Source organism: Bacteroidales bacterium, assembly GCA_035353855.1.
GTDB lineage: Bacteria > Bacteroidota > Bacteroidia > Bacteroidales > CG2-30-32-10 > DAOQAK01.
Window position 1 is genome coordinate 22219 of sequence record DAOQAK010000008.1, and the last position, 15309, is coordinate 37527.

A 15309-nucleotide genomic window follows, 5' to 3' on the forward strand; every position below is an offset into this window, starting at 1 on the left:
TTAAAACTGCGCGTAAATAAAAGGCTGCATATTGGCCGATTGCAATTGTATTATAGCCTGAATCACGAGGACGAATAAAATTATTTTTATCCAAAAAGGAGTATTAATAAACTGTTGTGAAATTTTTCCGAACCACTTTAATGGTATAGCATAAATTGCGAAACTCATCATAAGCAGTATTACATATAAACTTCTTACATTCAGGAAAGGACCAAAATACGACCAGTCCATATCGGTAAAGACCCTGCTGAACATGGTAAATGCTGTTTTAAAATCCTGTGACCGGAAAAATATCCACATGAAAACAATAAGATGAAAAGTAATAATCCAGCTTACAACATCGTAAACTGGTTTCTTTATTTTTTTTCTTAATTTTTTTCTTCTTTTTGATGTAAGCGCATCCCATGTCATTGCAATTCCCTGTAATCCTCCCCATACAACAAATGTCCATGATGCTCCATGCCATAATCCGCAGATCAGAAATGTAACCATCAGCGAAATAATAATACCGCTTTTACCCCAGTTACGCAATTTCAATGAGAGCGGGGTAAATAAATAATCTCTTAACCATGAAGATAATGTTAAATGCCAGCGCCTCCAGAAATCAGTTATGTTTAATGCATGATAGGGTTTGTTAAAATTATTTTCAATTGGAAAGCCCAGTATTCGTGCTATTCCCATTGCCATATCGGTATACCCTGAAAAATCAAAATAAAGTTGAATCGCATAACCATAAATAGCAATAAGGTTTTCAAACCCTGAATAACTTTCGGGCATAAAAAAAACCAGGTCGTTGTATTGCCCCAGGTAATCGGCTATCACGGCTTTTTTTATCAATCCCTGTAGGATCATGAATAAGCCTATATTGATATCGTAATGTTTTATTAATGTAGCCTTTTTTAATTTCGGGAGGAAATCTTTTGCACGTGTAATAGGTCCTGCAATCAACATTGGGAAGAATGTCATGTAGAAAACATAGTTGAGGAAATTTTTTTCTGCTTTGATATTTTCTTTATAAACATCAATTATGTAGCTTATAGTTCGGAAAGTATAAAATGAAATACCAATGGGAAATATTATCCCTAATGGTTTGAAACTATTTCCAAATAAGGAGTACAGCCCTTCAATAATAAAGTTCGTGTATTTAAAATAAATAAGCAAACCAAGGCTTGCACCTATTGATATTGTTAAAAATATTTTTTTATGAATTCTTTTTAATGATTTTTCAATAGATATGGCAAGTATATAATCAATAGAAGTTGTTAAAAGAAGAATGAACAAAAACCACCCGGAAAGTTTGTAATAAAAAAATAAGCTAAATAGAATAACAATTATATTACGTAATGTTTTTTTCTTATAAACAATAGAATAAATGGTAATAAGTAAAGTGAAGAAAAGGAAAAACAGCCCGCTATTGAAGAGAATAGGGTTGTTTTCATCAAAACAAAAAATCCGGTGCAGGCTGTTTACAAAATTCATTTATTAAAAACCGAAATCGTTTATTATCTTAATATTGTCAATCATTTTGTTTCCTATTTATCGGGTATATAGTATAAGAGTATAGAGGTATATGGTTTATTTTTCCTTATTTCCTTATTTCCTTATTCCCTTATACCCTTATACCCTTATTCCTTTATTCCTTTATATTCATGTTTTAATTTCATTTTTTCTTTATCCTATTATAATCCTTCAGGTGGATGAGGTCCCAGTACAGTAGTTGGCGGACGTTTTGACGCTTTTTCTTTTGGAAAATCCATAATTACCGGGTTCATGCATTTATTCATCATGAACGATGCAATGGAATCCATCCATGCTCCTGCTGATTTTGTTGTTGGATGTGCGCCGTCTTTACACCTGTCGAATGTAAGGTTGAGCGAGGGAAAGTATCGCTGTCGCCCAACATTTTTTAAAATAAGTTTATTGATACCGGAATCTTTTTTCCAGTTAGGCGGACCAACCCAAATGTATTTTCTGTCGCCAACTTGTTTTAAAATATTTTTTGCAAACGGTTCTCTGTCTTTTAAAATATCTTTTATGAAAAGCTCATTTCCGCCTATGACAAGGATGATATACGTAGGGTCGAATTTTTTTATAAAATATGAGATCGTATCGCAGTTGCCATACCATAAAGTTGAAGAGCTGTACCAGATAACAGAATTCATAGTATGCCCGTTTTCCTTGCAATAGTCATTAAGTCTTAATCCTAATCCTTCAAGCATGGAATCGCCTATAAGTAGAAACCGTTGCGCTGAAGAATCAATAGGAGTGGTTTCAACTTTAGCAAAATCGCGGGGATTTACCAGGCAATATGCAAGAAGAGGTTCAGAAGGAGAGAAAAATTCTTTAATCCCATTTTGTTTTATTTCGAACTTCCCGATTTTAATAGGTTTTTCAGTAAATGAATAGATAGTAAATACAAATATTAAAATTATAAGCAGCGAAAAGATTTGTCCGAAAGGTGATCTATTTCTCTTTGAAATTTTTTTCAGAAATATAAATATTTGCTTAGCGTAATTTTTCAACTTCATTATTACTAATTATTTTTCCTGCTTTGAGCAAACATCCATTTATACATTTCAGGTTCAGCATATGCATTTACCCAGCAATTATGAGCTATTCCGGGGTACTCGGTGTATTTTGGATTTCCACCGGCTTTTATTATAGCATTTATCATGTTGCGTGAACGCGAGACCATAACCAGTTTATCCATTTCGCCATGGAAAGCCCAAACAGGGATATTTTTTACAACAGCTGCTTTTGCTGTATCTGCACCGCCACATACCGGAACTGCTGCGGCAAACTTTTCGGGCCATCGGCAAATGGCATCCCATGTGCCAAAACCACCCATCGATAAACCTGTAATATAAATTCTGTTGGTGTCGATATTTAAATTTTTTATTAATGAATCCAAAAGAAGCATAGTTCTTTTAAGATATATCGAGGGAGATGAAGGCATGGTATGCGAAGGTAATTTCCAGTCGGTTTCTGTCCAGCGGAATCCTTTTGCGCACTGAGGCGCTAATAAATAGCAGGGATATTTTTCCCTGTTGCTGTCGGATGCAAATTTTTTCGCTCCATTAGTCAGTTGCATTGTATTATCATTACCGCGTTCCCCTGCACCATGAAGAAATATCACCAATGGATATTTCTTTGATGAGTCACATTGTTGCGGGCGCATAAAGCGATATGGCAGCGAATCGTTAGAAAAGGAAACGAAAATATGTTTTTCAAATATGCTGTCGTTTTGCCCATACATAAAGGAGAATGAAAAGGCAGCAATTGCCAGTAAAACATGTTTAATATATGAAATCCTATTGAGCATCAATTTATTTAAACGTATATGCAAAGCTATTTTAAAAACTTTTTGTGAAGGTAACTATTTCTATTTTTTTTTAACAAAATGGTTAACAAAAGAAATACCAATGAAGCTATGAACGGTGAACAGGGAACAACAAACGATGAACACAATCTACCAACTAATAATTAATAGCTATTATCTACTAACAATGCCCGTAATTTTAACTTTATGATGATCAATTATCATCTTGAACTTGTTGGAATATGGTATATTGAGCCTGTCCTTTATGTCATATTGAGCTTGTCTATAATTGTCATATTGAGCTTGTCGAAATATGGCTTTTTAACTCTACCTGGCAGATATTATTTTATCGTTCAATAACACAACCGGTTGTTAAAATAAAAATAAATGTTTTTTGAATATAATAAGTTGTTAATTTTGTGGTCTAAAATTTATTGTTTATGAAAAGGTTAATAGTTTTATCTGCCGCTTTAATGTTGTCAACATTAAGTTTCTCTCAAAAGATTATCAAATCGGATGTTCCCGAAAGTATAAATAAAGCATTTGTTATGAAGTTCCCTAATGCTACTAATGAAAATTGGGAAAAGAAAGATACGCTTTATGAAATCAGTTTTATGATCGAACAGTCAGCAACTGAAGCGGTATTCAATGATAAAGGTACATGGATGGAAACGGAATGGGAAATCCCTATGATATATACTCCTAAAGCAATGAAAAATTATTTGGATACAGCTTATGCAGGATATAAGATCAACGAAATTGAAATAATGGAATATCCTAATGATGGTAAGCTTTATAAAGCCGAAATCTCAAAAAAGAAAGATTGTAAGAATGTTTATTTTTCTCTGAAAAGCGAATTTAAAAAAGTTGAAACTGCAGTATGTGAGAAAAAGAAAAAATGTAAAAAACAAAAAACACCAGTTGATCCCAAATTATAATGAAATTATTATTTAGAATAATTTTCGGAATTTGTTTTTCCTTTTTAATATTTGATTGCGGTGCACAGGAAAAAACAGATTCTGTAATTACTTCCAGATATTTTATTGTTGTCCATGGTGGCGCGGGAAATATGACACCAAACAATCTTCCCGATAGTTTATTATATAAGGAAAAACTTACCGAAGCATTAAAGAAAGCATCCGATACGCTTGCAAAAGGCGGTACCAGTCTTGATGCTGTTGAAGTGGCAATTCATGTTCTTGAGGATTCCCCATTGTTCAATGCAGGCAAAGGCGCAGTGTTTAATGACGAAGGAAAGAATGAACTGGATGCTTCCATTATGGATGGGAAAACCCTGAAAGCCGGAGCTGTAGCCGGAGTTACTACTGTCCGTAATCCAATCTCTGCTGCACGTGCCGTAATGGAAAAATCGAAACATGTGATGCTGATAGGTAAAGGCGCTGAAATGTTTGCAAAAGAACAAGGACTGGAAATTGTTGATCCCTCTTATTTCTTCGACCAGAAACGCTGGAATTTATATTTAAAATTAAAAGGCAAATCGGATATTAAAACAACAGGAGCCGATACTGCTCATGGAACCGTTGGAGTTGTTGCGCTTGATAAATACGGAAACCTGGCAGCAGGAACATCTACCGGTGGACTTTCGAATAAAAAATACGGAAGGATTGGCGATTCGCCCATTATTGGAGCAGGAACTTATGCCAACAATAAAACCTGTGCTGTTTCTTGTACCGGGACAGGTGAATATTTTATCCGTAATGTGGTGGCTTACGATATGTCGGCATTGATGGAATATAAAGGCTATACAATACAGCAGGCAGCCGATCATATTATTCATGAAAAATTGCAATCACAGGGTGGCGATGGTGGACTTATAGCTCTTGATAAAAATGGCAACTACACCATGACCTTTAATACCGAAGGCATGTTCCGCGGCTATGCAGATTCAAGCGGGGAAGTAAAGGTTTTGTTGTTTAAATAATTTATTCTTTTATAAGTTTCTACTATTGTGGATGTATTTTGCCATCCGCATAAGTCCATGGTTTAAAGCATTATTAAAATTACTTCAAATAATTAAATACGGCAATTATACTTTGCTTATCTATTTTTCTTTTATTTTTATCGGAATATTTATAAAAATTTTAACAATGAAAAATTTAATTGATTTCACAGGATTATATTCACTATCAAAAACATTACGTTTTGAACTTATTCCACAAGGAAAAACTTTAGAGAATATAGAGAAGAAAGGTCTTCTAAAACAAGATGAAGCCCGTGCCGAAAAATATAAAAAAGTAAAAAAGATAATTGATGAATATCACAAAGATTTTATTGAAAAATCATTAAATACAATCAAACTCGAAGGATTGGAATATTATTATGATTTGTATTTAAAAACAAATAAAGAAGATAAGGAAATAAAGGAGTTTAGTAAGCAAAAAGAGCGTTTAAGAAAACAAATCGCCAATGCTTTTAAAGCGAATGAAAAGTTTAAAACACTTTTTCTAAAAGAACTTATAAAAGAAGATTTATTAAGCTTTGTAAGTAATGAAGAAGATAAAGCTGATATAAAAGAATTTAAAGACTTCACTACTTATTTCATTGGCTTTCACCAGAACAGGGAAAATATGTATGTTGCTGAAGAAAAAGCAACAGCCATAGCCTATCGTTTAATAAATGAAAATCTGCCCAAGTTCATTGATAATATTAAAATATTTGAGAAGATAAAAAATGAAGCACCTGAGCTGATTAATCAGTTAAATCAGGTGTTAAGCGAAATGGAAGAAATAGTACAGGGTAAAACTTTAGAAGAAATTTTTTCTCTGAATTATTTTAATCAAACACTTACTCAAACCGGAATTGATTTATACAATATTGTTATAGGTGGCAGAACGCCTGAGGAAAATAAGACCAAAATAAAAGGATTAAACGAATATATCAATACTGATTTCAACCAAAAGCAAACAGATAAGAAGAAAAGGCAACCTAAATTTAAACAACTTTACAAACAAATATTAAGCGACAGGCATAGCGTGTCGTTTATGCCCGAATCTTTCGAGAACGATAATCAATTGCTTGAATCTATTGAAAATTTTTACACAAATGAATTGTTGCATTATTCTACCGAAGGTAAATCAATAAGTATTCTCGAAGCCATTAAGAATGCTGTAGGCAACCTAAGTTCATTTAATTTATCAAAGATTTATTTACGAAATGATACATCTCTGACTGATATTTCTCAAAAAGTATTTGGCGATTGGGGTGTAATAAGTAAAGCATTGCAGGATTATTACGAAAAAACAAATCCTTTAAAACCAAAAGAAAAACAGGAAAAATACGAAGAACGAAAAGACAAATGGCTCAAACAGGATATTGATATTCAAACTCTGCAAACAGCCATTGACCATTATGAAAATGAAACCGTAAAAGAAAAAAATAATGGGAATGTCATCAACGATTATTTTGCAAAGTTTGGAATGAATAATGAAAGCAAAATAGATTTATTGCAAAATGTTTATCAAAATTATAATATCATTAAAGATTTATTGAATACTCCTTTTCCTGAAAGCGAAAAACTTGGAAGTAATAAAGAGTTGGTAAACCTTATCAAAGCTTTTCTCGACAGCATAATGAATGTTATTCATTTTGTTAAACCATTAAGTTTAAAAGATAGCGACAAAGAAAAAGATGAATCCTTTTACAGTTTGTATACAGGACTTTATGACCAATTAAATCATACTATTTCGATTTATAACCAGGTGCGAAATTATCTTACTCAAAAACCATATAGTACTGAAAAATTTAAATTGAATTTTGAGAATTCCACTTTAATGGATGGTTGGGATTTAAACAAAGAAGCCGATAACACAACTATTATTTTACGAAAAGACAATCTGTTTTATATAGGTATAATGGATAAAAAGAACAATCATATTTTTAAGCATATACCCGAAATGATAGACTATGAACCGCATTACGAGAAAATTATTTATAAATATTTCCCCGATGCTTCTAAAATGATTCCTAAATGCAGCACTCAATTAAAAACAGTTGTAAGTCATTTTGAATCTAATATAACGGATAAGATAATTGAAGGTAAAAGTTTTGATAGCGCTTTAAAAATAACAAAAAGGATATTTGAATTAAATAATTTTGTTTATGATGATATTTCAAAAACAATGGTTTTATCTGAGGATAATGAAAAAAGACCAAAAATGTTTCAGAAAAAATACCTGGAAATATCAAAGGATATTGACGGATTTAAAGATGCATTAAAAGACTGGATAAACTTTTGTATTGATTTTTTAAATAAATATGAGAGTACTAAGCATTATTCTTTCAATTTTAAGAATAGCGAATTATATAATTCGCTTGATGAATTTTATGGAGATATCGATACTCAAACATACAAAATTACTTATAATAATATTCCTGTTTCATTTATCGAAAGCCTTGTTAATGAAGGAAAGCTATACTTATTCCAAATTTACAATAAAGACTTTTCGCCATTCAGCAAGGGGAAACCTAACCTACACACGCTTTATTGGAAAATGCTTTTTGATGAGGAAAATTTAAATGATGTGGTTTATAAACTTAACGGGCAAGCCGAGGTTTTCTATCGCAAATCATCAATTAAAGAAAGCAACAAAGTAATTCATAACGCAAACGAAACTCTGACAAATAAAAATCCTGATAATGAAAAAGCAACAAGCAAATTCGATTATGATATAATTAAGGATAAACGCTACACCCTTGATAAATTCCAGTTTCATGTTCCAATTACAATGAACTTTAAAGCCGATGGAATATTAAACATTAATCCTAAAGTTAACGAATTTCTTAAAAACAATCATGATGTAAACATCATTGGCATCGACCGTGGCGAAAGGCATTTGCTTTATTATACTTTGATAAATCAACAGGGCGAAATACTCGAACAGGATACTTTAAATATTATTGAAAACGAAAAACAAAAAGTTGATTATCATAATCTGCTTGATAAGAAAGAAGGAACAAGAGCCGAAGCCCGCAAGGACTGGGGAACAATTGAAACTATAAAAGAATTAAAAGAAGGTTATCTCTCGCAGGTAATTCATAAACTTACCACTTTAATGGTTAAGCATAATGCTATTATTGTAATGGAAGATTTGAATATGGGCTTTATGCGTGGCAGGCAGAAAGTAGAAAAACAGGTTTATCAGAAGTTTGAAAAAATGCTTATTGACAAACTAAATTATCTTGTTGATAAAAGCAAAAAAGCCAATGAGTCAGGTGGCGTACTTCGTGCTTTACAGCTTGCAAATAAATTCGAAAGTTTTAAAAGCATGGGTAAACAAAATGGTTTTATTTTTTATGTGCCTGCATGGAACACCAGTAAAATGGACCCTGTAACAGGCTTTGTTAATTTGTTTGATACCCGTTATGAGAATTTAGAAAAAGCAAAAGCCTTCTTTAATAAATTTAATTCTATATGCTATAATCAAACAAAAGACTATTTTGAATTTGAATTTAATTACGCTAATTATACTGCTAAAGCCGAAGGAACAAAAACAAACTGGATACTTTGCACGTATCAAAATCGTATTGAAACCTTCCGCAACACAGCTAAGAACAGCCAGTGGGATAACCGAGAAATTATACTTACAAACGAGTTTGTTAAATTATTTGAACAACACGGTATTGATTATAAAAACAACAATGAGTTAAAAAGCGCTATAGTAATGCAAACAGAGAAAGCATTTTTTGAACGCTTGCTTTATTTATTAAAACTCACTTTGCAAATGCGTAATAGTATTACAGGCACTGAAACAGATTACCTTATTTCGCCTGTTGCAAACGATGAAGGAGAGTTTTACAATAGCCGTAATGCAAATAATAAATTACCTCAAAACGCCGATGCCAACGGGGCATATAATATTGCCCGCAAAGGATTGTGGTGTTTGCAACAAATAAACAAAACAGACGATTTAAAGAAAATAAAATTGGCAATCTCAAATAAAGAGTGGTTGCAGTTTGTGCAAAATAATAATTAATAAATTCGCCTCTACGAGGCTTAATTTTAAGTTGTGCTTTGTCTTTTTACCATAATTACGCGCCTACGGCGCTGTATAACATAAAATAAGTTTTATGCTTTGCATGTTGAAATTGCAAAACTATGAAAGCCACATAGTGGCGATATTATGGTAAAAAAATAAACAAAGAAACACAAGTGCCGCCTGCCTTGCCGGTAGGCAGGTAAGTGCGACATTATAAAACAATACTTATGGCAAACACATACACACAACTCAATATGCACGTTGTCTTTGCTGTTAAAGGCAGAGAGAATTTATTAATGAACACTTTTCGGGATGAATTGTTTAGATATATTTCAGGCATTTTAAAAAGAATAAACAAAAAATAATAAAAGCTTCGTAGAGGCGATATTTTGGTAAGAACAGGAAACAAAGAAAACAATACAAGCCTCGTAGAGGTGTAATTATGGTAAAAAGAATACTGAAATAAAATAGTAAAGCCACGTAGTGGCGATATTATGGTAAAAAAATAAACAAAGAAACACAAGTGCCGCCTGCCTTGCCGGTAGGCAGGTAAGTGCGACATTATAAAACAATACTTATGGCAAACACATACACACAACTCAATATGCACGTTGTCTTTGCTGTTAAAGGCAGAGAGAATTTATTAATGAACACTTTTCGGGATGAATTGTTTAGATATATTTCAGGCATTTTAAAAAATATTGAGCAATTTCCATTAGCAGTAAATGGTTATAAAGACCATGTCCATTTGTTTTTTGAATTGCAACCGACAAAATCACTATCGGATATTATAAGAGTGGTAAAATCCAATTCATCAAAATGGATTAATGATAGTAAATTAATAAAAGGAAAGTTTTCATGGCAGGAAGGCTACGGCGGGTTTTCATATTCGCGCTCTCAAAGAAATAATGTTATTCAGTATATCGTAAATCAGGAAGAACATCATAGAAAGAAAACATTTCGGGAAGAATATTTAGAGTTATTAAAATTGTTTGAAATTGATTTCAATGAGCAGTATATTTTTGAGTTTTATGATTGATATTTTTACGAAATAATAATGTCGCCTCTACGAGGCTTAATAAGGATTATTCTCTTTTGTTACCATAATTGCGCGCCTACGGCGCTATATGTTATTAAAAGTATAGACTTATAAATAGTCATGTAGTAGTGATATTACGGCAAAAACAAAAAAATATAAGCCTCGTAGATACGATATTTTGGTAAGAACAGGAAACAAAGAAAACAATACAAGCCTCGTAGAGGTGTAATTATGGTAAAAAGAATACTGAAATAAAATAGTAAAGCCACATAGTGGCGGTATTATGGTAAAAACTAAGTACAAACAAAATATACTAAGCCACGTAGTGGCGACATTATAAAATATAATACATGGAATCATACATCACATTATCATTTCTAAACGATTTTATTTTTTGTCCGCGTTCCATTTATTTTCACCAGTTATATAGCGGGCTGAATTATGAGTTATATAAGCAAAAACCACAGATAGCAGGTGAAGCAGCTCATAGTACTGTTGAGAATAAGAATTATAGTACACGAAAAGATATACTTCAGGATGTTGAAGTTTTTTCAGAAAAATATAATATCTGCGGAAAAATTGATGTGTTCGATTGTAAAGCAGGAAAACTAATTGAAAGAAAACGGGAGGTAAAAACTATTTACGATGGTTATGTATTCCAGGTTTATGCACAATGTCATGCGCTAAGAGAAATGGGTTATACCGTGAATGAAATTATTATTCATGATATGGTTCATAATAAAAATTATCCTATTCCACTTCCCGAAAATGATAATGAAATGCAATCAAAATTTGAAAAATTAATTTCTGAAATAAATAATTTCAATATAAATGTAACTAATATTGAGGCAAATAAGTTAAAGTGTGAAAAATGTATTTATTCACAACTTTGTGATATTTCGCCATGTTAAGCTATCCCGATTTTAAAGAAAAAACCATTGTCGTTGTATATACCAGCGAAGGACAACGGTTTTCGTTTCAGAACGACAATTTAATTGTTACCGATGCCGATGCAGTGGTTATATTACAAACCACCTGTTACCGGATGCTGGCGCTATGGATAGTAGGACATTGTACTATAACATCAGGGTTGCTTGAACGAAGTAAAAAATTTGCTTTTCCGATTTACCTGTTATCAGTAAATTTCCGATGTATTGGTTTGTGGAGTTCGCCTACCGAAGGAAATTTTTTATTACGTAACAAACAATACAATTATGATAGTCTTGATATAGCAAGGCACATTGTAAAGAACAAAATTAAAAACCAGATAATACAATTAAAAAGTATCAGGAATAAAGATGATAAGCTACAGCAATCAATAAAATTAATGCAGGATTATGAAAACCAAATAAGCAGTTTTAATAATTTGCAGGAATTATTAGGTATTGAGGGTGTTTCATCACGTTTATATTTTTCCGAATGGTTTACCGGAATGGATTGGCAGGGGCGAAAGCCCCGTGCAAAGCGCGACCCTGTTAATGTATTGCTTGATATTGGTTATACATTTTTATTTTACCTTGTTGAAAATATGCTTAACCTTTATGGATTTGATATATATAAAGGTGTTTATCATCAATTTTTTTACCAGCGAAAATCGCTTGCATGCGACCTGGTTGAACCTTTTCGCTGTATAGTTGATAAGCAAATTAAAAATGCCTATAACCTAAAGCAAATAAAAACCGAAGATTTTGAAATTATTAAAGGTCAATATGTATTAAAATATGCAAAAAGTAAAGAATATACTCGTTGGCTTTTACAAGCTATTATAGAATATAAAGAAGATATTTTTCTATATACCCAGCGTTACTATCGTTCGTTTATTCGGAGCAAGTCAATTGATGATTTTCCTGTTTTTCTTATTAATCAGCCTGTAGAAAAAAATTAAAATATGCTATTGGTTTCATACGATATTAGTGATGATAAACTAAGAACAAGATTCTCAAAGTTTCTTGGAAAATTCGGCTATCGTTTACAATACTCAGTTTTTGAAATAAAAAACAGTGATAGGATTTTAGAAAATATTACTACTCAAATTGAAAAATATTTCGGAAAACAATTTGACCAAACCGATAGCGTGATAATTTTTATCTTAAATAAGACCTGTGAAAAAATAAAATTTGGTTATGCAAAGAATAGTGATGAAGATTTAATAATCATTTAGTTTTTTGTAAATTTGCAAACCTAAGTCTTAATGCAAAAAAACATGATATTTTATATGTTTTTATCAATACACTTAAAAAAGCATAAATTCTATTTATTTGATAATTAATGCTTTTGTTTTAAAGAATATATATTTATCTGTTTAAAGCATTATTAAAATTTCTACTATTGTAGATTTTTCGTGTACTTTTAAAGCACCTTCTTGTTTAAAGCATTATTAAAATTTCTACTATTGTAGATTCATGGTTTGGATTTAGGGCAAAAGATGTTTAAAGCATTATTAAAATTTCTACTATTGTAGATGATAAGGTATCAGCCAAAAGGTTATTTGTTTAAAGCATTATTAAAATTTCTACTATTGTAGATTTCAAATCCAGGAACTTCTTGTTTTAGTGTTTAAAGCATTATTAAAATTTCTACTATTGTAGATAGGCAGCATCTAATTTATTACGATATTGTTTAAAGCATTATTAAAATTTCTACTATTGTAGATATATCGTTGTGGATAGTCATTTATATTGTTTAAAGCATTATTAAAATTTCTACTATTGTAGATAGGCTTTCGTCAACTATTATAAAAGCAGTTTAAAGCATTATTAAAATTTCTACTATTGTAGATGATGGCTGTGAGTTGATTATCGAATAAGGTTTAAAGCATTATTAAAATTTCTACTATTGTAGATTGGAGGTACTTATCCTAGTGGTAAGTTAGTTTAAAGCATTATTAAAATTTCTACTATTGTAGATTTATCAGGCAATGCAATAACCAAACAAGTTTAAAGCATTATTAAAATTTCTACTATTGTAGATATAACTTTTGTACTTCCTGAATTTTAGTTTAAAGCATTATTAAAATTTCTACTATTGTAGATATGCAAACTTCCCGCATAGTCATTTGTTGTTTAAAGCATTATTAAAATTTCTACTATTGTAGATAGGAAGAAGGATTTGATGTTACTGAGAAGTTTAAAGCATTATTAAAATTTCTACTATTGTAGATAATCAATACTTGGAAATAGATCTACGAAAGTTTAAAGCATTATTAAAATTTCTACTATTGTAGATAAAAGGCAACAATACTAAGTTATCAGAAGTTTAAAGCATTATTAAAATTTCTACTATTGTAGATGCTGTCGATGCTTGTTACCAGTCCCTTGTTTAAAGCATTATTAAAATTTCTACTATTGTAGATTGCAGTTGAGGTCAGCTAATTGTTATCGGTTTAAAGCATTATTAAAATTTCTACTATTGTAGATTCAATACTTCATTCTAATATTAACTGGTTTAAAGCATTATTAAAATTTCTACTATTGTAGATTTTGCCCCAAGCATCTTCACGTAATCCGTTTAAAGCATTATTAAAATTTCTACTATTGTAGATATTGTAAATTGCCATGTTGGAAAATATGAAGTTTAAAGCATTATTAAAATTTCTACTATTGTAGATTAGGACAAAACATTATAAGTAAATGAAAGTTTAAAGCATTATTAAAATTTCTACTATTGTATAATTCTTCGTATTAACTAAGAATGATGGTTAAAGTTATTATTACTATTTCTGTATTTACTTTTTGCTTGCTTATTTTAAAATGTATGAAAAAAATTTTGAGCATGCTTCACACAGTTTTTTATACACTCCCGAATATTCAGATGTTCGTCGATACAGTCAACCCTGTAACGATTTCCATGAACCTTGTAACGATTGCAGCTTCCCCTGTAATCGAATCAGGGTTTAGTGAAATAATATCAGCTTAGGTTGTAGTCAATACAATCAACCTTGTAACGATTTCCATGAACCTTGTAACGATTGCAGCTTCCCTTGTAATCGAACCAGGGTTTAGTGAAATAATATCAGCTTAGGTTGTAGTCGATACAGTCAACCCTGTAACGATTTCCATGAACCTTGTAACGATTGCAGCTTTCCCTGTAATTGAACCAGGGTTTAGTGAAATGATTTCCCGAAACCATTAATTATAGTAATAGTTGTGCTTTATCATTTTTTTTGTGATAAAAATAATATTGTGCATTGTTGCAGCGTTATATATATAAACCAACCTAAATAAAATGTATATGTAAACGGATATTTACTTCTACCCGAAAAAGAAAGGAGGTGTTAAATATGTCACGAATGAAAAAAACTTCACGCACATTGCAGAAAGCAATGAAGCGACTGGCGGGAGTAAAAGCAATATCCGGTTCGCTCGACTTAGGCAACAGTATGTCGGTTGCTGGTTTTGAAAGTAAAATCCTGGATGTTGAAAATAAGATTAGTAGTTATAACAAGCTTCTTGCCGATGCCGATGCTGCATTGAATGATTTCCTGAAAAGCGAAAATGATTTGGCCGGTTACTCAAAACGTATGCTTGAGGCAGTTGCTTCGGTTTATGGTCACGATAGTAATGAATACGAACAGGCAGGAGGGAAGCGCGATAGCGACCGTAAACGCCCGGTAAGAAAAACCAAGGTTAAAGCATCATAAGCTTTGTAAATAGAAAACGTAACACAACCTGCTATACAGCGCTAATAGCGGGTTTTCTTTTTTTTATAAGTTGATTTAGCGTAGCCGAAATAGCTGGTTGAGCATAGCCAAAACCAATAATTTTGGATGGATATCTTTGAAATAATAACAACAACAACTTTGGCTTTGATTATACTCGTCCTTATTAAGAATGCAAGAGCAAATTTGATCAGAGCGAGTTATGCCTATTTATCGCTACTTGTCGCGGATAGGAACAAAATAAGAAAAATGCAAATCTGTTCCGTATCGGTATATTGGACTATTACATCTATACAAT

The 15309-nt window shown here is 31.7% G+C and carries 12 protein-coding genes and 1 CRISPR repeat array; of the genes, 9 read left to right on the forward strand and 3 right to left on the reverse strand.

The features are described 5' to 3' along the window. The 3 genes from PKK00_03130 to PKK00_03140 all read right to left on the reverse strand — a co-directional run bounded on the left by PKK00_03130 (position 1) and on the right by PKK00_03140 (position 3322). Complete coding sequence (locus tag PKK00_03130; protein HNW97390.1) at positions 1 to 1479, reverse strand: MBOAT family O-acyltransferase; 1479 nt, start codon at positions 1477 to 1479, stop codon at positions 1 to 3. 200 nt (positions 1480 to 1679) lie between these two features. Next, entirely contained in the window at positions 1680 to 2528 is an 849-nt protein-coding gene (locus PKK00_03135) for an SGNH/GDSL hydrolase family protein (GenBank protein HNW97391.1), read from the reverse strand. A gap of 5 nt (positions 2529 to 2533) precedes the next feature. Then, positions 2534 to 3322: a prolyl oligopeptidase family serine peptidase gene (locus tag PKK00_03140; GenBank protein HNW97392.1), complete on the reverse strand. Its 789-nt coding sequence runs from the start codon at positions 3320 to 3322 to the stop codon at positions 2534 to 2536. A gap of 437 nt (positions 3323 to 3759) precedes the next feature. On the opposite strand from PKK00_03140, the gene PKK00_03145 reads away from it, so the two are divergent. The 9 genes from PKK00_03145 to PKK00_03185 all read left to right on the forward strand — a co-directional run bounded on the left by PKK00_03145 (position 3760) and on the right by PKK00_03185 (position 14993). Then, entirely contained in the window at positions 3760 to 4257 is a 498-nt protein-coding gene (locus PKK00_03145) for a PepSY-like domain-containing protein (GenBank protein HNW97393.1), read from the forward strand. Then, positions 4257 to 5261, forward strand: a complete 1005-nt coding sequence (locus PKK00_03150; GenBank protein ID HNW97394.1) for an isoaspartyl peptidase/L-asparaginase — start codon at positions 4257 to 4259, stop codon at positions 5259 to 5261. The genes PKK00_03145 and PKK00_03150 overlap by 1 nt, the downstream gene beginning before the upstream one ends. Before the next feature lie 166 nt (positions 5262 to 5427). Then, the gene (cas12a, locus tag PKK00_03155) at positions 5428 to 9312 is read left to right on the forward strand and encodes a type V CRISPR-associated protein Cas12a/Cpf1 (protein ID HNW97395.1); all 3885 of its coding nucleotides are present in this window, start codon (positions 5428 to 5430) and stop codon (positions 9310 to 9312) included. 580 nt (positions 9313 to 9892) lie between these two features. Beyond that, positions 9893 to 10354, forward strand: coding sequence for an IS200/IS605 family transposase (gene tnpA / locus PKK00_03160; protein ID HNW97396.1), 462 nt, complete (start codon positions 9893 to 9895; stop codon positions 10352 to 10354). Positions 10355 to 10704: 350 nt separating this feature from the next. Beyond that, entirely contained in the window at positions 10705 to 11265 is a 561-nt protein-coding gene (cas4, locus tag PKK00_03165) for a type V CRISPR-associated protein Cas4 (GenBank protein HNW97397.1), read from the forward strand. Further along, positions 11259 to 12239 (forward strand): type V CRISPR-associated endonuclease Cas1, encoded by a 981-nt coding sequence (gene cas1, locus PKK00_03170; protein HNW97398.1) that lies wholly within the window; start codon positions 11259 to 11261, stop codon positions 12237 to 12239. Before cas4 ends, cas1 begins: the two co-directional genes overlap by 7 nt. A 3-nt stretch (positions 12240 to 12242) precedes the next feature. Further along, complete coding sequence (gene cas2 / locus PKK00_03175) at positions 12243 to 12515, forward strand: CRISPR-associated endonuclease Cas2 (protein HNW97399.1); 273 nt, start codon at positions 12243 to 12245, stop codon at positions 12513 to 12515. A gap of 138 nt (positions 12516 to 12653) precedes the next feature. After that, positions 12654 to 14025: a CRISPR direct-repeat array (repeat unit 36 nt; unit sequence GTTTAAAGCATTATTAAAATTTCTACTATTGTAGAT). Positions 14026 to 14107: 82 nt separating this feature from the next. Next, positions 14108 to 14269, forward strand: a complete 162-nt coding sequence (locus tag PKK00_03180; protein HNW97400.1) for a hypothetical protein — start codon at positions 14108 to 14110, stop codon at positions 14267 to 14269. Positions 14270 to 14642: 373 nt separating this feature from the next. Beyond that, positions 14643 to 14993, forward strand: a complete 351-nt coding sequence (locus tag PKK00_03185; GenBank protein ID HNW97401.1) for a hypothetical protein — start codon at positions 14643 to 14645, stop codon at positions 14991 to 14993. Positions 14994 to 15309 lie beyond the last annotated feature (316 nt).

Coding starts and splice junctions, on each gene's coding strand:
- PKK00_03180 (HNW97400.1), top strand. CDS start 14,108: ATGAAAAAAATTTTGAGCATGCTTCACACAGTTTTTTATACACTCCCG.
- cas12a (HNW97395.1), top strand. CDS start 5,428: ATGAAAAATTTAATTGATTTCACAGGATTATATTCACTATCAAAAACA.
- PKK00_03140 (HNW97392.1), bottom strand. CDS start 3,322: ATGCTCAATAGGATTTCATATATTAAACATGTTTTACTGGCAATTGCT.
- cas4 (HNW97397.1), top strand. CDS start 10,705: ATGGAATCATACATCACATTATCATTTCTAAACGATTTTATTTTTTGT.
- cas1 (HNW97398.1), top strand. CDS start 11,259: ATGTTAAGCTATCCCGATTTTAAAGAAAAAACCATTGTCGTTGTATAT.
- PKK00_03145 (HNW97393.1), top strand. CDS start 3,760: ATGAAAAGGTTAATAGTTTTATCTGCCGCTTTAATGTTGTCAACATTA.
- PKK00_03150 (HNW97394.1), top strand. CDS start 4,257: ATGAAATTATTATTTAGAATAATTTTCGGAATTTGTTTTTCCTTTTTA.
- tnpA (HNW97396.1), top strand. CDS start 9,893: ATGGCAAACACATACACACAACTCAATATGCACGTTGTCTTTGCTGTT.
- PKK00_03130 (HNW97390.1), bottom strand. CDS start 1,479: ATGAATTTTGTAAACAGCCTGCACCGGATTTTTTGTTTTGATGAAAAC.
- PKK00_03135 (HNW97391.1), bottom strand. CDS start 2,528: ATGAAGTTGAAAAATTACGCTAAGCAAATATTTATATTTCTGAAAAAA.
- PKK00_03185 (HNW97401.1), top strand. CDS start 14,643: ATGAAAAAAACTTCACGCACATTGCAGAAAGCAATGAAGCGACTGGCG.
- cas2 (HNW97399.1), top strand. CDS start 12,243: ATGCTATTGGTTTCATACGATATTAGTGATGATAAACTAAGAACAAGA.